This is a genomic window from Gelidibacter algens (genome assembly GCF_001678675.1).
Classification (GTDB): Bacteria; Bacteroidota; Bacteroidia; order Flavobacteriales; family Flavobacteriaceae; genus Gelidibacter; species Gelidibacter algens.
The window spans coordinates 1-25,941 of sequence record NZ_LZRN01000024.1; the positions used below are offsets into that span (position 1 = coordinate 1).

The following is a 25,941-nucleotide window of genomic DNA, read 5'->3' on the forward strand; positions in this document are numbered from 1 at the left end:
AACTAAATTTTTTTTACGTTTATTTTAGACCTAATCCACTGTTGGTAAGGGTTAGCTGTTTTTTATACCCCACAACATAAGGCCATTGTTGAAAACTACGGTAAAACCGTAATCGAAATTTTTTTACCTTTTTTAACGATGCGTTGAGGGATGTTGAGAGAGCATACATTGATATAATGATCCCAATCTTTTTTCTATATTTGTAACATGACCACACTTTTCTGGACAGGTTTATTGCTGCATCTTCAATTTCTTATCAAAAGGAATCCAGAATAAACACGCATTGTTGTCATTTCTTTTAAAGCAGGAAACCCTAAGGTTGAGCGAGGCTAGTCGCATTAATTTTAGTATCTTTATATTTGGTTTTATGGAAAGGCTAAATATTCGTAAATTCAAACTAAATGGAATTTATTATGAAATCTGTAAATGTCGAAATATCTGATTTTGAATTCAACCAATTGGGTTTGAATAAAACGACGCTGTCATTTTCTGAACTTATGGAAATCATCGGTAAGAAAATAACCAAACAGACGCTGGAAAAAAGTGTTCAATTAGCAAATAAGTATGGCCTTTCTAAAATGACAATGGAAGAAATCGATGACGAAATAAAGGCGCACAAGAATGCAGAGAATAATTCTTGACAGCAACATAATCGTTTCTGCCTTAATTCAAAAGAATTATCCCTATTTAATTGTTGACCATTGCATTGAAGGAAACGCGATACTTTGCCTTTCCAATCCAATCCTTCAAGAATATATTGAAGTTCTTAGACGACCAAAATTTGCTCAGTTTTCTGATTTTAAAACAAATGCAGATTTCCTAATTGCAAGATTGAGCGAAATGTCAGAAATCTATGAACCAACAACCAAATTGCAAATTATCACGGACGAACCAGACAACCGACTTTTGGAGTTAGCGCATATTTCAAATGCAGATTTCATAATAACGGGAAACTCCAATGATTTTAAAATGGAGCACTATGGAAAAACCAAAATAGTAATGCCTAAAGAATATTGGGAAGAATTTAAATTCTAGCACTCTTAAATGATGCGATCTATTGACAAATAGAATGAACTTGTTCTTACTCTTAACTCAAAACTTTAAAATATGCCATTGTATCATAAACTCGGGAACATACCTCCCAAAAGACACACGCAATTCCGCAAGCCGGATGGATCGCTCTACTCAGAACAATTGTTCGGTACCATCGGTTTTGATGGGATGTACACCAATTCGTATCACGAACAACGCCCAACCCAGGTCAAAGAAATTAAGAAACAGTATAACTTGGCGCCTAAAATTGCCAAGGCCAACCATATTCAATCCTATCGCTTCCGCGGATTTGAGGTCACCCCAGAAAATGATTATTTGGAGAGCCGAAAGACCGTGCTTACCAATAGTGACTGCAGCATTATTTTAGCAGCGCCAAAACAGTCAACCAAAGATTATTTCTATAAAAACACCGATGCTGATGAATTGATTTTCGTCCATAAAGGCAGCGGAAAATTGAGAACCCACCTCGGCAATCTCGATTTTAAATATGGCGATTATCTGTTGGTGCCAAGAGGGATCATCTATAAAATGGATTTTGATACCGAAGACAACCGCTTGTTTATTGTAGAATCGCGACGACCAATTTACACCCCAAAACGGTACAGAAACTGGTTTGGACAATTATTGGAACATGCACCCTATTGCGAACGCGATTTGCGGCGCCCAGAAGAATTGGAGACCCATAATGAAACTGGCGACTTTTTGATCAAGGTCAAAAAACAAGATGATATTTTTGAAATGGTCTACGCCTCACATCCGTTTGATGTGGTGGGCTATGACGGGTACAATTACCCGTATGCTTTTTCAATTCACGATTTTGAACCGATCACAGGCCGTATTCATCAACCGCCACCAGTCCATCAAACGTTTGAAACCGATGCTTTTGTGGTGTGCAGTTTTGTACCGCGTTTGTATGATTACCATCCGTTGAGCATTCCAGCACCTTATAACCACAGCAATATTGACAGTGATGAGGTGTTGTATTATGTGGATGGCGATTTTATGAGTCGCAATGATGTGGATGCTGGTCATATCTCCTTGCATCCTGCCGGTATTCCGCATGGACCACATCCGGGAGCAGCTGAGCGCAGTATCGGAAAGACAAAAACGGATGAACTTGCTGTCATGGTAGATACGTTTAAGCCTTTACAAATAACAGAGGAGGCCTTGAAAATAGCCGATGAAGATTATTTTAAATCTTGGCTGTAAAAGCCCACCCAACCCTCCCGAAGGGAGGGCTTCAGAAGCCCTAAATTCCCGAAGGAGACTTTTAGCGAGTTAAAAAATTAAAAAGTTGAACAAAAACTCAAAGATCTTACCCGGTTTGAGTTTCTCCCCTTTGGGGAGATTAAGAGGGGCTTATTAATATGAAATCAGTAGAATACGGACTAGAGAAAATTTTTGAAGGCGCACAAGATTTTTTGCCCCTTCTCGGAACAGACTACGTAGAGTTTTACGTTGGTAACGCCAAACAGGCCGCACACTTTTATAAAACGGCTTTCGGCTTTCAATCTTATGCCTACAAAGGCTTGGAAACTGGATCAAGAGATCAGGTGAGTTATGTGCTCAAACAGGATAAGATTCGTTTGGTATTGACCACGCCTTTAAACAGTAAATCGCCAATTAATGAGCATCTCGTCAAACATGGCGATGGTGTGAAAGTGGTTGCCCTTTGGGTGGACGATGCTAGAAGTGCGTATGAAGAAACTACCAATCGCGGCGCCAAATCATATATGGAACCCAAAGTGGAGACTGACGAGCATGGCGAAGTCGTAACCGCAGGGATTTACACCTATGGCGAAACCGTCCACATGTTTGTAGAGCGTAAAAATTACAAGGGCACATTTATGCCAGGTTTTAAGGAGTGGAAATCTGATTACAATCCGGAGCCTACAGGCTTAAAATTCATTGACCATATGGTTGGCAATGTTGGCTGGGGAGAGATGAACACTTGGGTCAAATGGTACGAAGATGTGATGGGCTTTGTCAACTTTTTGTCTTTTGATGACAAACAAATTCACACCGAATATTCCGCTTTGATGAGTAAGGTGATGAGCAATGGCAACGGCCGCATTAAATTTCCGATCAATGAACCTGCTGAAGGTAAAAAGCGTTCGCAAATTGAAGAATATCTTGATTTTTATGAAAGCCCCGGCGTGCAGCATATTGCAGTAGCCACAGATGATATCATTACTACAGTATCGCAACTGCGATCTCGAGGCATCGAGTTTCTATCCACACCGCCAGAAGAATATTACAGTGCTGTTCCTGGCCGTTTGGAAACTTACAGTCATGAATTACGGGAAGACATTGAAACCCTAAAAAGTTTGGGGATTATGATTGATGCAGATGAGGAGGGCTATCTCTTGCAAATTTTCACAAAACCCTTGGAAGATAGACCAACCTTATTCTTTGAAATTATCCAGCGTATGGGCGCTAAAGGCTTTGGAGCTGGTAACTTTAAAGCGCTTTTTGAATCTATTGAGAGAGAACAAGCATTGAGAGGGACCTTATAACTAAAACGCTAACAAATATTTAACTTTTAAAACTTTTAAAAACTCCGCATTAATTTGACGGAGTTTCTTTGTTTTAATACTTTTGGAACAGTAATTGTAAATCTCGGGGATACGTACAAAAACTTAGTAGAAGAAGTTATAATTACAATTATTCAAAATTATGAAACAAACTAAATTGATCATTGCGCTATTCTTCGTTGTCCTCAGCGTTTCTGCTCAACAAAAAAATGCATTTCAAGAAGGCGAGTGGTTCAAGTTTAAAATGAGCTATAGCGGATTTCTGAAAGCGGGCAATGCTACTTTAGAAGTCAAGGAGTCGCGATTGAATGGCAAAGAAGTTTTTCATGTGATAGGAAAAGGCTGGACCTCTGGAGCGATTAAATGGTTTTTTAAGGTCAAGGACCGTTATGAAAGCTATATTGACAAGCATACCGGAATGCCCTACAAATTTATCAGACAGATTGATGAAGGGGGCCATACCAAAGATATTGAAATTGAATTTGACCATGCGGCTTCCATGGCACATGTCAAAAATAAAAAAGATAAAACAAACGCGTCATTTTCTATTGAAGAAAATGTTCAGGATATGGTCTCAGCGTTTTATTATTTGAGAAACAATTATAAAACAGAAAGTATAAAAGAGGGGGATGTGGTCAGTTTAAATATGTTTTTTGATGAGGAAAATTATAATTTTAGACTTAAGTTTTTAGGAAGGGAAGACCTCAGCACCTCTTTTGGTACCATAAAAACCTTAAAATTCAGACCCTATGTGATGGCAGGGCGGGTTTTTAAGGAAAAAGAAAGTTTGACGTTATGGGTCAGTGCTGACGACAATAAGATACCGTTACGTATTCAAGCCGATTTAGCGGTAGGTTCGTTAAGGGCTGATTTGGAAGCTTTTAAAGGCTTAAAACATTCATTTAAAGTACAATTTTAAAACAAATGCCCCAACCAAAAGATTTCGATCCAATATTAAATGCACTTCAGCATAAATATAATGCTATAGGCCAGAACACACATACCTATCTGGAAGGTCTCCTTTACAGTAAGCCTCTGGAATATTGGGACTATATACAAACGGATGCCTTATTGAACCTTCAAATACAGCGCACAACACTTCCTGATGAAATGGTCTTTATCGGCTATCATCAAATCAATGAATTGCTTTTTAAAATGATTCTTTGGGAAATATCACAAGTTTCAGAAAACACAATGTTAACGGCTGCCTTTTTTGAATCTAAATTGATGCGTATCAGTAGATATTTCGACATGCTGACCACTTCGTTCAATATCATGAGAGAGGGCATGGACGTTGAACAGTATATGAAATTTAGAAGCACTTTAACACCAGCAAGTGGTTTCCAAAGTGCGCAATACAGACGGATTGAATTTGCATCTACTGAACTGATCAATCTTATTGATTATCGCTTCCGTAAAGACATTGATCGCAATACTTCTTATACTCATGCGTTTGAACACTTGTATTGGCAAGCGGCAGGAAAAGATTATCACACCGGTAAAAAATCGATTTTGTTGATTAATTTTGAAAAGCGTTATAAAGATGAGTTTTTGAGATTTATGGAAAGCCACAATACCAAAAACTTGTGGACCAGATTTAAAGAACTTCCTGAGGCAGATCAAATGGATGAAGATTTGGTAAAAGCCATGCGGCATTATGATTATACCGTAAATGTGACCTGGGTAATGGCGCATTACAATGCCGCCAAACATTATATAGAGAGCGGTTCTGGAGACGCTGAAGCGACAGGAGGAAGCGATTGGAAAAAATACATGCATCCAAAATACCAAAGACGCATATTTTTTCCTGAACTTTGGACCGAAAAAGAATTGAAAAACTGGGGAACGGACCTATAAAATTGAAGGAGTTAATGTATCAAAAAACTATAGTAGTAGCATTTTTATTAGGATTGGTGATGTTATCGTGTAAAAACGAAGTCAAGGAAATTGATAAGACACCTTTCCAAGCCTATATAGCACCGGTTGAACTGAGAGAATTCGGATTCAACCTGAATGATTATATTGTAAAACGTGATACGATCAGGTCTGGTGATAGTTTTGGAACCATTTTGCAACGAAATAATTTAGCCTATCCAAAAATTTATCAGATTGCGGAAAGCGCGAAAGATTCTTATGACATCCGTAAACTGCAAATTGGAAAGCCATACACTTTGTTATTTTCAAAAGACAGTTTGCAAACACCACAATGTTTTATCTATCAAGAAAGCAATATTGATTATGTAGTCATCCATTTTGCGGACTCTATAGTTACCTACAAGGAGAAAAAACCAGTCACTATTGTGACCAAGGAAGCCTCTGGAGAGATTGACGGGAGTTTGTCAGTCACTATGGATGCTCAGGGATTACCACAAGCGCTGATTGGGGAAATGGCTGATATTTATGCATGGACCATCAACTTCTGGAAACTTCAAAAAGGCGACAAATTCAAAATCATCTATAAACAACGGTATATCGAAGATTCTATCTATGCGGGCTTGGATGGTATTGAGGCGGCTTATTTTCAGCACAAAGGTGAAGATTTTTACGCCTTTAAATATTCGATAGATTCCACTTCTAAAAAGGCTGACTTTTTTGATGAAAAGGCCAAAAGTCTAAAGCGTGCGTTTTTGAAAGCACCTGTGAATTTTGGTCGTATTTCATCGCGTTATAACCTCAATAGAAGGATCGCCTATTACGGTTATGCCTTAAGACCTCATAAGGGGACTGATTTTGCAGCGCCAATTGGCACTGAGATTTTAGCAACTGCCAACGGAACTGTGGTAGAATCTACCCAAAGAGGTGGTAATGGGAAATATGTTAAAATAAAGCATAGTGATACCTATAGTACGCAATACCTGCATATGAAAGCCCAAAAAGTAAAAAAGGGACAATTTGTAAAACAGGGCGATGTGATTGGATGGGTAGGTATGACCGGAAATACCGGTGGCCCGCATGTATGTTATCGTTTTTGGAAAAATGGACAGCAAGTGGATCCATTTAAGGAAAAACTCCCAACATCAGAGTCCGTTCCAAATCATCTTGTTGTTGATTATAAAGAATTCATAATACCATTGAGAGCCCGTTTGGATAGTATTCCTTATAAATTCCTAAATGAAACGACCATAGAGCAAGGGTACTCAATCACTCAAAAATAAGTCATGGCACTACCAAAAATCAACCCTACGCATACCAAAGCTTGGACAAAACTCCAGAAACATTTTGACAGTATCAAGGACGTGCACATGACGCAATGGTTCTCTGAAAATAAGAATCGTGCAACGGACATGACCATTAAGTGGCGTGACTTTTATGTGGATTATTCCAAGAATAGAATGGACGCCAAAACGATGGATCTGTTGCTGGAGCTTGCTGAAGAAACACAGCTCAAGGCGGCCATTGAAAAACAATTTCAAGGTGATGTCATCAATGAAACAGAGGGCAGAGAAGTGTTACATACCGCTTTGAGAAGTCCGATAACTTCAAAAATAATGGTGGATGGTGAGGATATTATCCCTGAAATCCATGAGGCAAAAGCTAAAATCAAAGCATTTACTGATGACGTTGTGGAAGGCAAAAGAAAAGGATTTACCAATAAAGCCTTTACAGATATTGTAAACATTGGTATTGGTGGTTCTGATTTAGGTCCTGCCATGGTAGTAGAGGCCCTTCAATACTACAAAAATCAGTTGACCACGCATTTTGTGAGCAATGTAGATGGCGATCATGTGAATGAGGTTTTGAAAAAACTAAACCCTGAAACCACACTTTTTGTGATTGTTTCTAAAACGTTTACCACGCAAGAAACCTTGTCCAATGCAAATACCATCAAAGACTGGTTCTTAAAATCGGCTTCAAAAGGAGATATTGCCAAGCATTTTGTAGCAGTTTCTACAAATATTGAGAATGTAAAAGGCTTTGGCATTGATGAAAGCAATATTTTCCCAATGTGGAATTGGGTGGGCGGTCGCTTTTCATTGTGGAGCGCTGTAGGCTTGTCAATAAGTTTAGCCGTAGGCTATGACAATTTTGATAAGTTGCTGGCAGGAGCGCATGAGATGGATGAACATTTCAAAATCGAAGATTTCAAAACAAACATTCCGGTAGTGTTAGCATTGATCGGTATTTGGTACACCAATTTTTTCGAATCTGAAAGTGAAGCGGTTATCGGTTACTCGCAATATCTAAACCAGTTTGCCACCTATTTGCAACAGGCCAATATGGAAAGTAACGGTAAAAGTGTAGACAGAAATGGCGACAAGGTCACTTATCAAACGGGGAATATTGTTTGGGGAGAACCAGGCACCAATTCGCAACACGCCTTTTTTCAGTTGATCCATCAAGGCACTAAACTTATTCCGGCCGATTTTATAGGCTTTGCAAAATCGCTTCATGGCAATAAAGACCATCAAGATAAATTGATGTCTAATTTTATAGCCCAGACGGAAGCGCTTTTAAACGGCAAGTCAAGAGAAGAGGTTATCAGTGAATTTAAAGCCCAAGATACTTCCGAAGCAGCCATTCAACAACTCACGCCTTTCAAAATATTTAAAGGCAACAAACCTACCAATACGTTATTAATTGATCAACTCACGCCTGAAAGTTTGGGCAAACTGGTTGCCCTATATGAGCATAAAATCTTCGTGCAAGGGGTCATCTGGAATGTGTATAGTTATGACCAATTTGGGGTTGAGCTCGGAAAACAGCTCGCAACCAAAATATTAAAAGAATTAAACACTACTGATCAACTAGCAGATCATGATAGTTCTACTCTAAACTTGTTGGCATATTATAAACAGTTGACTTAAAGTTTGTTAAAAACTTTTTTATAGCTTCACCTTTAAAAACGTCATACCCTACTAAATTCGATTATTTTTACTTTGTTAAATTTCTTAACGTTTAAGTAATATTAAATCATAATAATGCTTTAATTTTGCGCAAAATTTAAAATCTAATTTTAAACATTAAAAATGAAAAAAATTACTCAATTCTTAATGATGTCTGTGGCAATGTTATGTGCTACAGCGTCTTTTTCTCAAAGCACATTAAAAGGTAAGGTAATTGGTTCAGATATGAACGCACCACTACCAGGAGCAAATGTCATTGAAAAAGGAACCACCAACGGTACAACCACTGATTTTGATGGTAACTTTACTTTAAAAACAAAAACCAGTTCTGGTGAAATTATCGTAACTTATGTAGGTTACACCTCAATGACAGTGTCTTTTTCTGGTGATAAAGATTTTGGTTCATTAAGCTTGCAAACAAGTGAAGTAGGTTTGCAGGAAGTTCAGATTATTGCTTCTGTAGCAGTGGACAGAAAAACACCCGTAGCAGTATCAACAATTAAATCTTCTGAGATTGAATTGAAATTAGGAACTCAGGAATTTCCAGAGATTTTGAAATCAACACCTGGTGTTTACGCTACAAAAACTGGCGGTGGCTATGGTGATGGTGAAATTAGACTTCGTGGTTTTAACTCTGAAAACGTTGCCGTAATGATCAACGGTGTGCCAGTAAATGACATGGAAAATGGTCGTGTATATTGGAGTAACTGGGCAGGTTTAGGAGATGTAACGAGCTCTATGCAAGTACAAAGAGGATTGGGAGCTTCTAAAGTTGCTGTACCTTCTGTTGGTGGAACCATCAACATTATTTCAAAAACAACAGATGTTGAAGCTGGTGGAAGTATCGATTATACCTTAGGAAATGATAATTACAAGAAATTCGGATTATCGTATTCTACTGGTTTAATGGAAAACGGACTTGCTGCTACTGTTTCTGCCTCTAAAACAGAAGGAGACAATTTTGTAGATGGAACTCCTTTTACGGGTGTCTCATACTTTGTTAACATTTCTAAAGAAATAAATAACAATCATAGATTGTCTTTGACAGCTTTTGGTAACAAGCAAAGACATGGTCAAAGACAAAATAGTCATTTGATTGAAACCTACAGAAAAAGTGAGCGTGGTATAAAATACAATTCTGACTGGGGTTACAAACAAGGGCAATTGACCAACACTGAAGATAACTTCTACCACAAACCACAAATTTCATTGAACCATTATTGGGATCTTAGTGATGCAACATCTATCTCTACTGCGTTATATGCATCCTTTGGATCAGGCGGTGGCGGTGGATTTAGTGGGACCAACAAATTCGGTTTTGATAATGACGAATACAGAATTGGCGAATTAGGAACTATTGATTTTGATAAGATTGTGGCTGAAAATGAAGCTGCTGGCGTAAATGGTTCTGAATCTATCTTAAGAGCTTCTCGAAATGACCATATTTGGTACGGTGCCATTTCAACGCTTAAAACAGACTTGACCGATGACTTAGTATTTTTGGGCGGTATCGATTTAAGAGGTTATAAAGGACTTCACTTTACTGAATTGACTGATTTACTGGGAGGTCAATATTACTTAGATAATTCTAATGAGAATAGTCCTGGTAACAGAGCGCAAGTAGGTGACAAGATATTATATGATAACGACGGTAAAGTTGGTTGGCTTGGTGCGTTTGCCCAAGTAGAATATGATATCCGTGAAGACTTAAATGCCTTTGTATCGGTTTCAGCATCAAATACCTCTTACCAAAGAGTTGACCGTTTTCTATATTTAGATTCTGATCCATTGCAAACATCCGAAACATACAACTTCTTCGGTTATGGTGTAAAAGGTGGCGCTAACTATAGAATTGATGATGTCCATAACGTTTTTGCTAACTTAGGCTATTTTGAAAAGGCACCATATTTCAACTCTGTATTTGCCAACAGAAATAATACAGATGTCAATGGCGATGCTGAAAATCAAAAAATTACAAGTTTTGAGTTAGGTTATGGTTATAGAGGTGATAAATTCAATGCGAATGTAAACGTTTACCATACTACTTGGAAAGATAGAACAGAGTTTGCAAGTTTCCGCGCGCAAGACGGTACTCGTAATTATGCAAATATTTTGGGTGTAAATGCAGTTCACCAAGGTGTTGAAATTGACTTTAGCTTTAAAGCAACAAACAACTTAACCGTAACAGGGATGGCTTCCATAGGAGATTGGAGATGGCAGAATAACGTAGAAAATGTACAAATTTTCGATGAAGAAAATAATCCAGTTGGAGATCCAATCAACATCTTTATTGAAGACTTACACGTTGGTAACGCTGCACAAACAACGTTTGCATTAGGAACCAATTATAAAATTTCTCCTGATACAAGGTTTACCATTGATTATAATTATTTTGATAACTTATATGCAGAGTTCGATCCGAGTGATCGTAATACTGTAAAACCAGATGCTTGGGAAGTGCCCGCTTATGGAATTTTTGATACCGCTTTGCAACACGAACTTCAATTTGGAGAATTTAGAGTAACTTTAACAGGAAGAGTCAACAACGTTTTTGATACTGAGTATATAGCTGACGCTCAAGATGGTTCTAATTCTGACGCATTTACTTCTCGTGTGTTTTATGGTTTTGGAAGAACCTTTAGTGTTGGTGCAAAACTTAAATTTTAAATAAAAAAAATTAGAAAATAGAAAAAGTAATTTATTTATTGGTAATGGTGGTGCTCGTATTTACGGGATGTAATCCGCTAGATGACATTAATGAACAAGTTGACGCTATTCCTGATGCTCCTAATGTTGGTGCTTTTGAATACACATTAACTGCTGATGATTACGCAGCCTTAGAGTTAAATTTCGGAAGTTTTAACTCCGAAGACCAGGCTAAAGAATTAGTTCCAAGTTTATTGACCGACTTGTATCCTTTATATGGACAAGGTTCTTCAGTTTTGGTTAACTACGACTTGTTTGTAGGTGCTGCTGAAGGTGTTAGTGATTATACAAGTGCACAAGTGTATCAATTGTCAAATTCTGACTATGCGGCCGCTGGAAGTGATGCCTTTGGATTCTATCCTAATGTGGATGCTTCAGACAAGTTAGCTGATGTTTTGGACGCTCAAATTGCGACACCAACTGAAGGTAAAGTTGTTTTGGCTAAATACAAACAATACACTGAAAATCCAGTAGTAGGTTTAGCTCCTATTGTAGAGTATAACTTTGCAGGAAGTTTGGAAGGTTGGGCAGTTACTGATCTTCTAGGAACTGATTTAGGTTGGAGTTCACAAGCTGCTTACGCACAAGGTAACGGTTATTCAGGTGGTCAAGTTGCCAATATTGATTGGTTAATATCTCCTGATATTGATTTGACAGGTCAGAGTAACTTGAAATTCCAGATCAAACAGGCTATTAACTTTGCAAAAGATTTGTCATTGTTAAAAATATTAGTATCGACAAATTATGATGGTGATGTGACTACAGCAACTTGGAGTGAGATCAACTTAGCTACTGCACCTGCTGGTAACAGTAACGACATGATTGCTTCTGAAAATTATGATTTTTCAGCTTACGATGGTCAAATGATTAACGTAGCATTTAAATATGAGTCAACTGATGCAGACGCCGCAAGATGGAGAATTGAAAGTATGGCTATCAAAACTTTGGGAGCTACAGGTACAACAGTATCTAAAGGGGAGCATTTAGTCTATACTAGCGGAAACTGGGATATTGCAGAAGACGTTTACTACTTAAGTTCATCTGATTATGATTCTATGGGAACAGGTTCAGGGCAACCAGGAAGGTACAATAACTTCAGCAGCTCTATTGCTCCTGATGCTTTTTTACCAACGTTCTTGAATATAAAATATCCTTACGCTATGGAAGACGATGTCTTATTTGTAATCTATGATTATTTCTCAAGTTCGTCAGGTGCACAAATAAGAGGTAATGAATATACTGTTGTTGATGGTGTATGGACAGCTCATAAATCAGTGCAGTCAACCTCATTGCAATTTGGATATGATAGTGGTACTTGGGTTCCAGATAACACGATAAGATACACTTTACAAGGAACAGATTACACCTATATTGGAACAAATTATGCATCTGTTGATGGTTTTTCTGCTGCTGCTTCCAGCGCAGGAAACTATGGTAATTTTGATAGAAGATCTAGTAACCCTGCATTTTGGAGTGATACCATGTTAGAAACCGTGTTTGCTGATTTGTTGAGCAATGTCATAGCGCCAGGTGCTGCAAATGATCAGAAGTATGTGATCATATTCGATATTTATAATGGTGCCAGTGGTACGGAACAATTCAAGTTCATCAAAACTGATGGTGCTTGGGTTAGAAATGAATAATAATTCATCATATTTTAAGTAATTAAAGCCCAACAAAATAATTTTTGTTGGGCTTTTTTATTTGTATAAAGTTCCAGCCAGGAATATCTGATAGATAAGAAAAAGACAATGTGCACGTCATCTGTATTGTCTAAACGTGTTTAGAGATGCTACTCACGCGATCATGGGCGTTTTCCACCAACAATTTAAGACATATCTCTTTTATAGGACAACCACCAACTCATAAAATAAAAAAAGCCACTACGTCTTTTAAAAAGAGTAGTGGCTTTAGTAGTATAAAATTAGCTTCGTTGAATCTAAAGGTTTCCTACGTTCGCTATAATTTAAAAAGAGATCCCTGCCTTCGCAGGGATTTAAGAGGAGATTCCTGCCTCCGCAGGAATTTGGCTATCCTAAAGATACACGTTTAAAGTCAGTGACTTTAACGTCGCCGTAAGACGCCACATATTTTGCAACATTCAACTTTTCATCTTTGATAAAGGTTTGGTCCAACAAACATTTTTCTTGGTCTAAGGTCGTGTTATCAGAAATAAAACGCTCCATTTTACCAGGAAGGATTCTGTCCCAAATTTGTTCTGGTTTCCCTTCAGCTTTCAATTCTGCTTTTGCATCTGCTTCAGCTTTAGCCAATACTTCCGGCGTCAGTTGAGACATAGAGATGTATTGTGGTACATTTTTTAAGGTTTTGCCCAAACGTACCGCTTCTTCATTGTCCTTTTCAATTACCGCAATTCTTGCGTCTGTTTCTGAGGCCACAAATGCAGGATCAAAATCTTTGTAAGACAATGTTGAAGCTCCCATAGAAGCAATTTGCATCGCCACATCTTTCGCTAATTCATCAGCCTTGTCAACTTTAGCAGAAAAACCAACAATGGCAGCAATCTTGTTAATATGGACGTAAGACCCAACATAAGGTGCTTCCAATCTTTCAAAAGCGTTCAATTCAATTTTTTCACCAATCACACCTGTTTGCTCAACCATTTTCTCAGCAACCGTCATGCCTTCAAAATCAGCCGCTAACAACTCTTCTTTAGAGTTACAGTTAATAGCAATATCACCAATAGCGTTTGCCAAGGCTACAAAGGAGTCATTTTTACCAACAAAGTCAGTTTCACATCCAACAACAATGGCAACACCTACAGTATTGTCAGCGTTTATTTTAGCAACGGCAGCACCTTCAGAAGATTCTCTGTCTGCTCTTTTCTCAGCAACTTTCTGGCCTTTTTTACGCAATACATCAATTGCATTATCAAAATCACCTTCGGCTTCAACCAAAGCTTTTTTACAGTCCATCATTCCGGCACCTGTTGCTTGTCTTAGTTTGTTAACTTCTGCAGCTGTTATTTTTGTCATAATTTCTAAGTGTATTTATTAAAAAAAGTCGTTCGATTAATTTTCAGCAAAGAAAAAAAACAAACGACTTTATGATGTTGTATAATTGTTATTTATTCTTCTTCGTCAGCGTCTACTTTCTTTGTAGCTGCTTTCTTTTCTGTTTTGTCAGACTTCTCAGTTTTCTCAGACTTGTCAGTTTTCTCTACTTTCTCTGCTTTGTCGTCGTTGCTTTCTTTGTCTTCTTTACCTTCTTTTTCAGTTTTGTCTGATTTGCGTTCAGTCAAACCATCAGCAACTGCAGCAGTTACAAGAGATAAAACCTTCTCGATAGATTTTGAAGCATCGTCGTTTGCAGGAATAACGTAGTCTACCTGACGTGGATCAGAATTCGTATCCACCATTGCAAAGATTGGAATGTTTAATTTCTGGGCTTCTCTAATAGCAATGTGTTCACGTTTAATATCCACTACAAATAAAGCACCTGGCAAACGGGTCATGTCAGAAATAGAACCTAAGTTTTTCTCTAACTTGGCTCTCAAACGATCAACTTGTAAACGTTCTTTTTTAGACAATGTCAAGAATGTACCATCTTTTTTCATTCTATCAATAGAAGCCATTTTCTTAACAGCTTTTCTGATAGTAATAAAGTTGGTCAACATTCCGCCTGGCCATCTTTCAGTAATGTAAGGCATTGAAACAGCGCCTGCTTTCTCAGCAACGATGTCTTTAGCCTGTTTTTTTGTAGCTACAAATAAAATCTTCTTTCCAGAAGCTGCAATCTTTTTCAGAGCTTCAGAAGTCTCTTCAATTTTGGCAGCTGTTTTGTAAAGATTGATAATATGAATGCCGTTACGCTCCATATAAATGTAAGGGGCCATGTTTGGATCCCATTTTCTTGTCAAGTGACCAAAGTGTACACCTGCGTCAAGTAATTCTTTTACTTCTACTTTCATTTTGTAATAGTTTACGTTCTGTTGAATTAGCAATGATAAAGTGGTTGCTTTTGCGCGCCTTTACCATTTAGATGCTAAACTAAATCCTCACGGGGTAACGTGATGGACAACATTAACTGGGTTAAATTTTGTGTTGGAGGTATTCCAACAGATTTTAAAAGTTTCAAAAACAACAAGATTGAGATGCCCATTATGAGATCTTCAATCAAGTTGAGGATTTTAACGTTTAGAGAACTGGAATTTCTTACGTGCTTTCTTCTGACCGAATTTCTTACGTTCAACCATTCTTGGGTCTCTTGTCAACAATCCTTCTGGTTTCAGGATCAATCTGTTTTCAGCATCAAGCTCACACATAGCGCGAGATAATGCCAAACGGATTGCTTCTGCTTGACCAGTAATACCACCTCCATATACATTTACTGTAATATCAAAGTTGCCTTCATTGTTAGTCATGACCAAAGGTTGATTTACTTTATACTGCAAGGTTGCAGAAGGAAAATAAATCGGCATGTCTTTTTTATTAATTGTGATGTTCCCTTTTCCTGTGGCAACATACGCACGAGCAACAGCCGTTTTTCTACGGCCAATTTTGTGAATTACTTCCATTTACTTGAATTCGTTTAAGTTGATTGTTTTTGGTTTTTGAGCAGCATGAGTGTGCTCAGCACCTACAACAACGTTTAGGTTACGGAATAAATCTGCACCTAATTTGTTTTTAGGGAGCATTCCTTTTACTGATTTTTCTACTACTCTAGCCGGATCCTTTCCGAATAGCTCTGTAGCAGTTAAACTTTTTTGACCACCTGGATATCCTGTGTGACGAATGTAAGTTTTATCGTTCCACTTGTTTCCTGTTAAGTTGATTTTTTCAGAGTTGATAACAATAACGTTATCTCCGCAATCAACGTGTGGTGTGAAGTTAGGTTTGTGTTTGCCTCTTAAAAGTTTTGCAACTTTAGAAGCTAAACGACCTAGTGTTTGTCCATCGGCGTCAACCAAAACCCACTGCTTATCAACAGTAGCTTTGTTAGCCGATATCGTTTTGTAGCTTAATGTATTCACACTAATTAATTTTTATATACCACGCGGTAAGCGTGACGAGTTAAACATTCCTCTCTTAAAAAGAGTTTGCAAATTTACGATAATCTATGTGATTACCAAATAGTATCTTACGAATTTTGTTCATAAAATTACTGGGTATCAGTTTATTTGGAATTTTGGTTTGGTTTTGATGGGTTTTCCATGGGATAATTGTAAGGTCACTGCTCATAAAGGGTTCTAAATGATGAGGTTGATGATTTTTTGTCAAAAGAGAACTGTGGCGCTATTTGTATTGTGCTTTTCGAGAGTGACTGGAGTCTTTTGCTGAATTTATTAACATAAAAAATTAAGTATATGGAAGGTTTGAGGGGTTTGAATTTGGGTGTCTTGACAGTGGTGGTCATAATTATTTAGGCGCCGGCAGGCAGGTCTTTTTGCTTGTGCCTCACAAAAAGAATTTCCCTCGACGCTTCGGGGGGAAACCCCTAACGAAGGAGATGGCGTGACATGAAAAAATCGGTTTTGCTTCTACTCAATATAAAATACTCAATTGCAATTAATAAATAGCTTCTGAACTATAGATGACTGCTCATCTATCAGCCTCATACATACTCATGTTCCCCAAAACCTTAAAGCCTTTAGTAACGAATTTTCAGTAAACAAATTAGTGGCCCCATATTTAGTGGGTTTTATATTGTCCATTAGTGCATCCAGTTATTCTGTTTTCTTTGATCTTATGATCTGCTTGCCATTATTTTATTACAAACATCTGAATTTTTTAAATCAATTTTTTACTATCTTTAGTTTCTAATCCATTCAAAATGAAACTCTTGAATATATCATTGCAGCAGTTAATCAAGCCCCTTTCAAAATTCCTACTTTTTAATAGCGTTACATTTTTTGCGCTATCTGCCAACGCCCAATTTCAAATTGTAGGGATGCAATTTAATGGGAATTCTGCAGATGCCGTCAATTTAACAATCATTGCCCCAAATGGGACACCCTTTACGGGCATTGTTCCTTATGATCAAAGTAAAGCTTACAATTCAGGAACAACATTCAAAACTCCAGCTAGCACTTCAATCGCCATTCTTTATAAAGGGCAGACGCAAGTCATGGATCCCAATTCTGTGCTAAAAGTAAGTATTGTCAAAAACGGTGTGGTGGCGCAGACGTTGACAGGCCGGGTGAAGCACGTGCTTAAAGATGTCAAGTCAAAACTTGGTTTTTATAAAGCGGGCAACGGCTATACTTGGGCGCATGCTGAAGGCACTGAGTTTTATGTAGAAGCTTTTCAAAAGAGTAAAAAAGCAAAATTCACGACAGAAGAAGGTACAATTGCCATCATGCAAGAAGTTCCTATTAATATCAACGAGGCTGCAAAAAATGAAAAGACACGGGGGAACAGAGGTGAAGGTCGTGAACTCACAACCACCAAAAAAATCTACAGCAGTGCAGGAGAAGAATATATTGCTGGCAACGTTCAGCCTATAAGTTACAGAACCTACGAAGAGGCATTACAGGCTTTTGAACAAGAAATCAATCAAAAGGAGGGACAAGGTAATTTCTATATGGAAGAATTGGCGGACGATTTCACCCTCTTGGGCGAATTATACCTTGATAATGGACAGGCTGATGAGGCTATAGAACCACTTCGTAAAGCGGCTTACTACAATTCTGAAGCCAATCCTGATGATTTAATGGTTCTGGAATCTTATTTATATCTCGCGGAAGCGCTGATAGATTCTTCAAACGAAGAGAATTTTAATGAAGGTGTCAATTTTGCGCAGGAAATGATTCGACCCTTAACTGAAGTGTTAGATGAATATACTGAAGAATATAACTACGCTTTAGAACTTGAAGATTATGATTACGCTTGGGACTTGTGCTATGAACTTGTGGACATCAACGAATATTTAGGCTGGTCTTATGACCTTTTAGACCAAACCTCACAAGCCGATCAGTATTACCAAGCATCAGATGCTTACCATAGCCACCTCTAACATGAAATTTATTACGTTTAAACGTCTCGCTATTTATTTGATCACTTTTTTTGTCCTTCTCGGTCTGTCCTTGACGCTTACCAGTTTTTGGAAACAGTGGGATGCTTCGTTGTATGGAACATTGTACATTGATGCTGATGCTTATGAGAGGAATCTTTCAGATCAAATTGTGGTGGTCAATATTGAAAAGTCCGACCTCGATAGTAAAGATGCTTCCTTAAAACAATTTAGAGATAAGATCATTGCGTTTCTAAATACAGTAAATACCCACCGTGGCAATAATGAAAATCCAAAGGCCATTCTTTTGGATATTTCCTTTTCCAAAGATACCGTTCAACTGCAGGCTCTAAAAGAAGCTGTGCAACAATTAACAAGCAAGAATGAAAAGGTCTATGCGGTCTATAGTCTAAAGGATTATTTTGATAAATTACCGATATTTCAATCCAATGATGCTGGGCAGGCCAGAGTGTTGTATGACAGTGTCTTTACAGGAGGGCGCTTACACTCCGGATTTATAGCTCACGATAATTTGATTACCTATCCCTCTGATATTTATTTGCAAACCGGATTTAGAGACTCTGTCCAAATTGAATCCATCATCAAACGCGTCAGCTTAGATCGACAAGGGTCCAAAATAAACCCAGAATTTGAACAATTGGTCTCGCCCTTGGGTCCTATAGAAGCGATGCAGAAGCAAACCTACAACTTTGAGATTCCTGAAGGGAATTCTATGGAGGGTAGTTTTAGCCCTAAGCTGAATATCGATGATAAATTTATTTTATTGGGCGATCTCAAAAATGATTACCAAGAAGATATTGAAACCCCTCGAACCTATTTTATGGCCTGGGCACTCAATGAGAAACTGGTGGATCAAAAAATGGTGAAACAACCCATGAACAATCTGGCAATTATTATTGGACAGACCTTGTTCTTTAGTTTCTTTACTGTCCTTGTTTTTTCATTGCTGTTCAAATATATTACGCCGTTAAAAACCAAACCCAAAACATTGGCAGTGCTCGCCTTTGTCATAAGTCTGATCTTTTTTGTGCTGTATGGCATGCTCATTTATACATTTGATAGGATCATTCCCATTGGCTTAACCTTATTAGGGATGTTGATTGCGGTATTATTGACATGGCGTTTTGCCTATAAATTTCTGGTAACGGGCGTAGCAGAAGGTGCTGAAAAATACGATGTGTTTATCAGCTATTCCCATGGCAACAGTGCATGGGTCAAACAAAATGTATATGAACCCTTAAAAACCTTCAAAAAAGAAAATGGCGAAAGCCTCGACATTTTTTTTGATGAAAAAAGCATTGGTGTGGGTGAAGCGTTTACCTCCAAATACATGTGGGGCATTGTGGACTCCAAAGTGTTCATCCCGGTAATTTCTGAAGAATACTATGGAAAAAACCACTGCAAGAACGAAATGGATCTGGCCTATAAACGTTCCGTTGAAAAACTGCTAAAAATTTTACCGATTGCCTTCTCCTATAATTGTGTGCCACAAATCTACACGCACATCAATTTCCTGGATATTACGGTAAATCCTAAATTTATGGAAGCTATTAAGGAGAGTTTATTGAAATAGGAGGGGATGGTTAGGCCTGGAGACTTTTCCGCAATCATTTATAAGAGTCTAGTAATTAATACTTTTTATTGGAGTAAGGATATAAGATAACCCCATTTTTTTAATCCCTAAGTGTCTTATTGTAAATGACTTAAAGGTTTCTATTCCAATGTGTTCCAAAAAAAAACCGCCATTAAAAGGCGGTTTTTGTACAAAAAATATTTTTTAACTTACAATAAAGACATCGCCTATGGCAAGTACCTCGTCCATAGTTAATGGTTCGTCAAATGCTTCTGTAAGCGCATCGTCTCCGCCAAAATTACCAAACATTCCTGCTAAGTTAACGCCACCCTGAACTTTATTTGATTCTGGTGTCGCGCCTCCATAAATACCTGCAAAAGCTGCTGGTAATGTATTTTCAGATTGCGTTATCCATCCTTTTTCATCACGCATCCGTCTCACCTGAGCCGCATGTCTTGCCTCTACGGAATGAATTTGCAAAGCATACTGCAATAAGGTATTGTCATTGGCTAAAGCACCTGCTTGTCCTTTATAAGCTCTCACCCCTGTGTCTTCAAATCCTTGTGCTAAGGCTAGGAAAGTTGGATAATCGTTAAATGGATCTAGGTTTAAGCCTCCTGGAGCTCCAGAAAAATCGAACATTGGTTCTGCTATAGCATCAGCTCCCAAAGCTGTTTCTAAAAACGCGACGTGTACATCTTCGTGTTTTGATATGGTAGCAAAAACAGTCTTGTCAGCATCCGGGATTAAACCCATTGCGTCCAAACCTTGTCTATAATAACTGCGCTCTAAATATTCAAGAGTAAGGGCAAAATTAAGAACGTCTGTATTGCTGGCCATACCTAATCCACCGAACATTCTACTGTTGGCGGCTTTCGATTTTGAGCTCGTAGCGGCCAATCCAAACGGAATGGATGCCAAGGCAACACTAGTACCTAGTTTTTTAAATTGATCAAAAGAGGCTCTTCTTGTACCTGCTTTGTTTAAGAGGTCCTTATCGGAGAGCATATCTAAAATTTTTATGAAATTCATAATTGTATATTTTTAAGTTAATAAATTGATTAGGCAGTAGGCAAGTTATTCGCCGTAAATGGGGTCACAACAAATCCTGTTGCTCCTACTTCAGCCAAAACCTCTGCTGGTTCTGCAGCTTTATCGAAAGCTTTATCTGTTCCTGATATTCCTACTAAGATATCATCTCCTGCAAAATCTTGAGATCCTGGATTTAACAAGTCCCTAATAACGGAAGCGTGACGTGCTTCCACAGAAACTATTTTGCCAGCCAATAATAGATACGCCATACCAGCAGCATCACTGACGTCAATCAATTTTCCAGCGCCATTATAAGCTTTTACACCTGTGTCTTCTAAAACTTTTGACGTCCCCAGAACCGAAGCTCTGCTACCAAAGTCTACGCTTGAGAAATCAAACTCCAATGGTGGTACAATATCATTTGGTGCTACTGCGGTGATGGCAGTTTTAAAAAACTCTCTGTGTATCACCTCATGGTTATAAAGATCTTCAAGGATTCTTTTTTCATTTGCTGGTGCACCAGCCCAATATGCGCCATCCAATACTTTAGCATAGAAGGCTGCTTCTAATTGCTCTAAAGCATAAGCATAATTTAAAATTCCTAGGTTTCCCGATCCAAGATCAAAAATTTCTGGATCTACAAATCCATCGTCATCATTGTTACATGCCATCATTAAGCCAGAACCTATAACAACCATGCCACTCAATTTCAAAAATTGACGACGTTTGTTAAAACCGTTCTGCTCATCTTGCTCTTTTAAAAGTTCGTTTTTCATATTTAAAGTATTTAAGTTAATAAAATATGCTCTTGCTGTGTTTAGAAGTACTTACGGAAAAAAAGTGAAGATGGTTTTAAAAAAAATTAAAGTGAATTCAATTTGAGACCAACATCACTAAAAAAGTGACTAAAACACAAGGCTAAATGTAAGACGTTGATAATGAAAATCTTAGTCGGTATACGATTTGTTTTAACGTTGATGCGCAATAGCCTTTTAAATTATTTGCAGTAAATGAGCTTTAAAAACCAAGCCGACATTTAAAAGCAGCGACAATTATAATTGTTTTCAATTCTGGTTTTTGTCCCTTTTTTTGAGGTGCTTCAAATGATGGGGCATCTGTATGAAATCGCAAAAATTATACATTTGAAACCGCATGTTGGTTTTCAAACAACTTGTTTTTTTGAGGATTTCCAGTCAAACTAGTTGTGGGAGTCTGTCAGCAATATTTTTAAGGAAGAACTGCCATCCCTAAGGAGAAAAGTAGCGGATTAACCATAAATGGAGGAGAAATTTTATAGTCACATTTTCAAACTATCGTTATCCTGTAAATACTTTAAAGCCGTACATAAGGGGAAATTAAGGTCCTCAAGAAGCTTGAAAACTGTGCTTGTGCCAAAAGGAAGATTAAGTCAAGTCTTTTTTATTTATAACTATGAAGGCAACTCCTTTAGGGTTTTCAAAAATCATTTGGATTTGATCAACTTCTTTCAGAGTAAGGCTGAGTGTGATTTTACGTTTGGTACGGATGAGGAGCTCGATGGGTTTTTGGCTAACGTGAAAATTGCAGGATAAATTCGTACTCATACCAGAGTATTAAATCAAAAGTTACCCAACAGATAGTTTAGCAGCGTCTTTCCAAAGATAATGAGGCATAGGCTCATTAAGTGCCCAATTTATGCTCATTGGTTTAGAGCCATAATGATCTTTTAATTCTCCTTCACCAACAAATACATATCCCAAGGTGTTTCCAAATTCATTTTTAGCTTTTTCGCGAACAAAAAGAAGAATTCGTTTATCTTGCTTTTTATGGTTAACATAAGATAAACCTTTTCCAGTATCAGGACGTGCCGAGTTTTGCGTTTGCCAATGAAATAACAAGTCATTTACGGCATAGTCATCATACATAGTTGTGGGTGAAAAGTCTTCCTCTGATTTAATGAGATTTATAAATAACAGCTCGGTATTTAAGTCTTTGTTCTCAGCGGCTCCTTCTCTGTTTGACGATCTTTTTTCAAAACTACTAATTCTGAAAGCAGCTAGAATTTGGTCTCTAGTATAGCGACTATGTAATTTTAAAGGTTGTTCGTATGGTAGGTCAATAGCTAGTTCTTTAAAGTCTATTTTTTCGATTAACAACTCTAATACTTCTCTAATTTCTTTAACTAGTATGAGATTGTTTCCAATTTGATTTATACTTTTTTCTAATGAATCAAAGCCTCCTTCATTTTGCCACACATCATAATGTAACATCAAAAGCATGGTTTTTTCATTTTCATTAAATTGAGAAATATCGATGTTGAAATTCTGCTTGGCAATTTTTAAAATGAAACTAAAATAACTTAAAGAATTGGTGGAGAGCCATTTTTTTGCAATTGCAGATACAATTGCTTTTTCGTTTTTAGAATCAAAATCATCTATTTTTCCTGCAAGTTGACACAAACGTTTCCAGCTTTCTCTTTTATAAATGGACTCTAATGGAATATTATAGAATTTACTAAAATTTCCAATGGTTAAGGGCAATGTGGTGTCATGTTGAAACTGCTGAATTCTTTGAATGAGCTTATTTTTATTTAAAGAGGTAGCAGAAGTAATATTATTGAGAATGGTTTCTTTTGCTCTTTTTTCTAGAATTATAGAACATCCTAATGGTAGATGTGGAAAGTTATCTTCCAACTCTTTAACAACTGTTGTATTAGTTTTTCCTATAAGTGCTCTAAATTTACTTTCAAAATTATATTCAGAATGCGAATTTCCAACAAAATCTAAAACAGTTAAACAATCTTTGTCTTCATACAATCGTAACCCTCTTCCTAATTGTTGTAAAAATATAGTCAGACTTTCGGTCGGTCTTAAAAAGAGTAAGGTATCAATTTGTGGGATGTCGATTCCTTCATTAAAAATATCAACAACGAATAGGTAATTGATTTCTTTTTTTTCTAATTTCTGACGGATTTGAGCGCGATCTTTACTGTTGTCAGTTGTTAAGTAGTCTGCTTTTAATTCTGCCAGTGTGAATTTTTCGGCCATATACTTAGCATGTTCCATAGAAACACAGTATCCTAAAGCTCTAACATCATTAATATCTCTAGTGTATTTTTCTAAAGCGTCAATAATTTCTCTAACTCTTCTATCATTTTCCGTATAAATATTGGTTAATTCACTAGCTACATATCTTCCTCTTACCCATTTTACGAGAGATAAATCAATACTATCAGTAATTCCGAAGTATTGGAAAGGACAAAGCAGTTTTCTATTCATTGCTTCTGGCAATCTGATTTCTGCCGCGATTTTGTTATTAAAATCCTCTAAGATATCTCCACCATCCATTCTTTCTGGCGTTGCAGTAAGACCAAGAAGTACTTTTGGTTTAAAATAATTGATTATTTGTCTGTAGCTTTTTGCTTTTTGGTGATGGCATTCATCAATAATTATATAATCATAGTAATCAGGTGATAAATTCACACTTTGAAGTTGATTATTTACGGATTGAACGGAAGCAAAAACCACTTCAAAATTATCAGGAACCATTCCGTCAACCCATAGCTCTCCGATATTATTGTCGCGTAAAACACCTTGAAAAGTGGAAAGAGATTGCTGTATTATTTCTTTTCTATGTGCTAGAAATAGCAGTTTTGAAGACTTGTTATTTTGTTTGAAACGTTTATAATCAAATGCTGAAATAACCGTTTTTCCTGTTCCTGTTGCTGCAACTATAAGATTTCTGTATCTGTTATGAACTGTTCTTTCTACTTCCAGTTTTTCTAATACCTCATTTTGATAAGGAAATGGTTTTATATCGAAAAAAGCAGTATTGTTTTCATAAGCCTTACCAATTTTACTTTGCTTTAAAGCATCGATTAATTTTTCTTTATGAATAGATTCATCAAATAATTCGAAATCATCACTTTGCCAATAAGCATCAAATGTTTTCTGGAATTTACTAATAATATGGCTGACCTCTTTAGTTGTAACTTTTAAATTCCATTCTAAACCATCCGTTAATGCAGATCTAGAAAAGTTTGACGAGCCTATATAAGCCGTGTGAAATCCAGTGTTCCTATAAAACAAATAGGCCTTAGCGTGAAGTCTTTCATTACTCGTATTATAAGAAATTTTCACTTCCGTATTTTCAAGACATGCTAACAATTGGATGGCTTTGTAATCTGAAGCACCCATATAAGTGGTGGTTATTACTTTTAGTTTGCCACCACGTTCTGTAAACTCTTTTAATTCTTTTTCGAGAATTATTATTCCTTTAAATTTTATAAAAGAAACTAATAAGTTAATTTGATTTGAAGAGAGGATTTCTTTTTTGAGTTCACTTTCTAATGAGAGCCCACTATTTCCTCCAGTAAATAATTCGCTATGAGTAAGTCTTGTATAAGGTGTGATTTCTTTAAGATGCAAGTCTAAATTTGAAAAGTGAGCATCAGTTTTAGAAAACACAGCACTCAATATTTCGCCTTCCACAGTTATTAAATCGTCATTAAAATCTTGTTTATTAAGTTCTTCTTTTAAAAGTCTAATGACTTTGTTTGCGATTTCAATTTGCTGCGCTACTTTGTTTTTACCGGAGATGGTTTCAAAGGCGTATTTCAAGGTGCGCGATAAATGTTTGGAAAGAAAACTTGAAGCCTCTTCTTTGTCAATTGCCTTTTTTTTAACGAAGAATTTATCTTTATTGAGTTCTTTTAGTTTTTCGGAAATAAGTTGTGTTACTAACTCCTCATAAATACCTTGGTTCATAATGCAGTAAATTCTTTTAAAATAGGCAGGTCAGCTTCCGCCCAATTCAATTTGTATAATTCATTCTTATCCAATAAGACATGGGCAGAATGCTCTTTTAATTTTAACTCGCCAGAAATATATTCAGCAATAAAAGGTATCAAATTAATTCTGAAATCAGAATATTGATGATTTACTGAGGTAAGTTTTTGCTTTATTTTAATGTGAATGTTTAATTCTTCTAGTATTTCACGTTTTACACAGTCAATCTCAGACTCTCCCATTTCAATTTTACCACCTGGAAATTCCCATTTCAAAGGAAGTTTCATTGTCTCACTTCTTTGAACTGCCAAGATTTTATTTTCAAAGTAAATAATTGCACACGTGACAGAAATGGTCTTCAATGTTGTTTATATTATTTTATAGATACAATGTACTTCTTCAAACTTCTCAATTTCATCACTATGTTGCGTTAGGGATAG

At 37.0% G+C, this 25,941-nt stretch carries 21 protein-coding genes; 13 read left to right on the top strand and 8 right to left on the bottom strand.

Features of this window, described 5'->3' with window-relative positions:
- The first annotated feature begins 413 nt into the window (after window positions 1–413).
- From A9996_RS11755 to A9996_RS11800, 10 genes are all read left to right on the top strand, one after another.
- Window positions 414–641 carry a hypothetical protein gene (locus A9996_RS11755; RefSeq protein WP_066435135.1) on the top strand — a complete coding sequence of 76 codons (228 nt, stop codon included), beginning with the start codon at window positions 414–416 and terminating at the stop codon, window positions 639–641.
- On the top strand, window positions 622–1,035 hold the full coding sequence (locus tag A9996_RS11760) for a putative toxin-antitoxin system toxin component, PIN family (RefSeq protein WP_066435029.1): 414 nt from the start codon (window positions 622–624) through the stop codon (window positions 1,033–1,035). Before A9996_RS11755 ends, A9996_RS11760 begins: the two co-directional genes overlap by 20 nt.
- 72 nt (window positions 1,036–1,107) lie before the next feature.
- Entirely contained in the window at window positions 1,108–2,262 is a 1,155-nt protein-coding gene (locus A9996_RS11765; protein WP_066435032.1) for a homogentisate 1,2-dioxygenase, read from the top strand.
- A gap of 158 nt (window positions 2,263–2,420) precedes the next feature.
- Window positions 2,421–3,569, top strand: coding sequence for a 4-hydroxyphenylpyruvate dioxygenase (gene hppD, locus A9996_RS11770; RefSeq protein ID WP_066435035.1), 1,149 nt, complete (start codon window positions 2,421–2,423; stop codon window positions 3,567–3,569).
- Window positions 3,570–3,729: 160 nt separating this feature from the next.
- Complete coding sequence (locus tag A9996_RS11775) at window positions 3,730–4,506, top strand: DUF3108 domain-containing protein (RefSeq protein WP_066435037.1); 777 nt, start codon at window positions 3,730–3,732, stop codon at window positions 4,504–4,506.
- A 5-nt stretch (window positions 4,507–4,511) separates the two neighbouring features.
- A complete protein-coding gene (locus A9996_RS11780) occupies window positions 4,512–5,444 on the top strand; it encodes a tryptophan 2,3-dioxygenase family protein (protein WP_066435040.1) in 933 nt (310 codons plus the stop codon).
- A gap of 14 nt (window positions 5,445–5,458) precedes the next feature.
- Window positions 5,459–6,742, top strand: a complete 1,284-nt coding sequence (locus A9996_RS11785) for a peptidoglycan DD-metalloendopeptidase family protein (RefSeq protein ID WP_066435042.1) — start codon at window positions 5,459–5,461, stop codon at window positions 6,740–6,742.
- 3 nt (window positions 6,743–6,745) lie between these two features.
- Window positions 6,746–8,392, top strand: coding sequence for a glucose-6-phosphate isomerase (gene pgi, locus A9996_RS11790; protein WP_066435045.1), 1,647 nt, complete (start codon window positions 6,746–6,748; stop codon window positions 8,390–8,392).
- A 162-nt stretch (window positions 8,393–8,554) separates the two neighbouring features.
- On the top strand, window positions 8,555–11,098 hold the full coding sequence (locus A9996_RS11795; protein ID WP_066435048.1) for a TonB-dependent receptor: 2,544 nt from the start codon (window positions 8,555–8,557) through the stop codon (window positions 11,096–11,098).
- A 44-nt stretch (window positions 11,099–11,142) separates the two neighbouring features.
- A complete protein-coding gene (locus A9996_RS11800; RefSeq protein WP_248912345.1) occupies window positions 11,143–12,780 on the top strand; it encodes a choice-of-anchor J domain-containing protein in 1,638 nt (545 codons plus the stop codon).
- A 387-nt stretch (window positions 12,781–13,167) separates the two neighbouring features.
- Here the strand turns inward: A9996_RS11800 and tsf are convergent, their stop codons facing one another.
- The 4 genes from tsf to rplM form a co-directional block, all read right to left on the bottom strand.
- Window positions 13,168–14,133: a translation elongation factor Ts gene (gene tsf / locus A9996_RS11805; RefSeq protein ID WP_066435054.1), complete on the bottom strand. Its 966-nt coding sequence runs from the start codon at window positions 14,131–14,133 to the stop codon at window positions 13,168–13,170.
- Window positions 14,134–14,225: 92 nt separating this feature from the next.
- Window positions 14,226–15,068 carry a 30S ribosomal protein S2 gene (rpsB, locus tag A9996_RS11810; RefSeq protein WP_066435058.1) on the bottom strand — a complete coding sequence of 281 codons (843 nt, stop codon included), beginning with the start codon at window positions 15,066–15,068 and terminating at the stop codon, window positions 14,226–14,228.
- 219 nt (window positions 15,069–15,287) lie between these two features.
- The gene (gene rpsI / locus A9996_RS11815) at window positions 15,288–15,674 is read right to left on the bottom strand and encodes a 30S ribosomal protein S9 (protein WP_066435060.1); all 387 of its coding nucleotides are present in this window, start codon (window positions 15,672–15,674) and stop codon (window positions 15,288–15,290) included.
- Window positions 15,675–16,130 (bottom strand): 50S ribosomal protein L13, encoded by a 456-nt coding sequence (gene rplM, locus A9996_RS11820; RefSeq protein WP_066435062.1) that lies wholly within the window; start codon window positions 16,128–16,130, stop codon window positions 15,675–15,677.
- Between the two features lie 800 nt (window positions 16,131–16,930).
- Here rplM and A9996_RS11825 point away from each other — a divergent pair.
- Window positions 16,931–18,112, top strand: coding sequence for a tetratricopeptide repeat protein (locus A9996_RS11825; protein ID WP_066435063.1), 1,182 nt, complete (start codon window positions 16,931–16,933; stop codon window positions 18,110–18,112).
- Between the two features lies 1 nt (window position 18,113).
- A complete protein-coding gene (locus tag A9996_RS11830) occupies window positions 18,114–19,703 on the top strand; it encodes a toll/interleukin-1 receptor domain-containing protein (RefSeq protein WP_066435065.1) in 1,590 nt (529 codons plus the stop codon).
- Between the two features lie 204 nt (window positions 19,704–19,907).
- Here the strand turns inward: A9996_RS11830 and A9996_RS11835 are convergent, their stop codons facing one another.
- Both A9996_RS11835 and A9996_RS11840 read right to left on the bottom strand, forming a co-directional pair.
- Entirely contained in the window at window positions 19,908–20,735 is an 828-nt protein-coding gene (locus tag A9996_RS11835; protein WP_066435068.1) for a ferritin-like domain-containing protein, read from the bottom strand.
- A 29-nt stretch (window positions 20,736–20,764) separates the two neighbouring features.
- Window positions 20,765–21,511, bottom strand: coding sequence for a ferritin-like domain-containing protein (locus A9996_RS11840; RefSeq protein WP_066435070.1), 747 nt, complete (start codon window positions 21,509–21,511; stop codon window positions 20,765–20,767).
- 612 nt (window positions 21,512–22,123) lie between these two features.
- Here A9996_RS11840 and A9996_RS11845 point away from each other — a divergent pair.
- Window positions 22,124–22,306, top strand: coding sequence for a hypothetical protein (locus A9996_RS11845; RefSeq protein ID WP_146608939.1), 183 nt, complete (start codon window positions 22,124–22,126; stop codon window positions 22,304–22,306).
- A gap of 33 nt (window positions 22,307–22,339) precedes the next feature.
- Here A9996_RS11845 and A9996_RS11850 read toward each other — a convergent pair whose 3' ends face one another.
- Window positions 22,340–25,480: a DUF3427 domain-containing protein gene (locus A9996_RS11850; RefSeq protein WP_066435080.1), complete on the bottom strand. Its 3,141-nt coding sequence runs from the start codon at window positions 25,478–25,480 to the stop codon at window positions 22,340–22,342.
- The gene (locus tag A9996_RS11855; protein WP_083993940.1) at window positions 25,477–25,863 is read right to left on the bottom strand and encodes a (deoxy)nucleoside triphosphate pyrophosphohydrolase; all 387 of its coding nucleotides are present in this window, start codon (window positions 25,861–25,863) and stop codon (window positions 25,477–25,479) included. The genes A9996_RS11850 and A9996_RS11855 overlap by 4 nt, the downstream gene beginning before the upstream one ends.
- Between the last annotated feature and the right edge of the window lie 78 nt (window positions 25,864–25,941).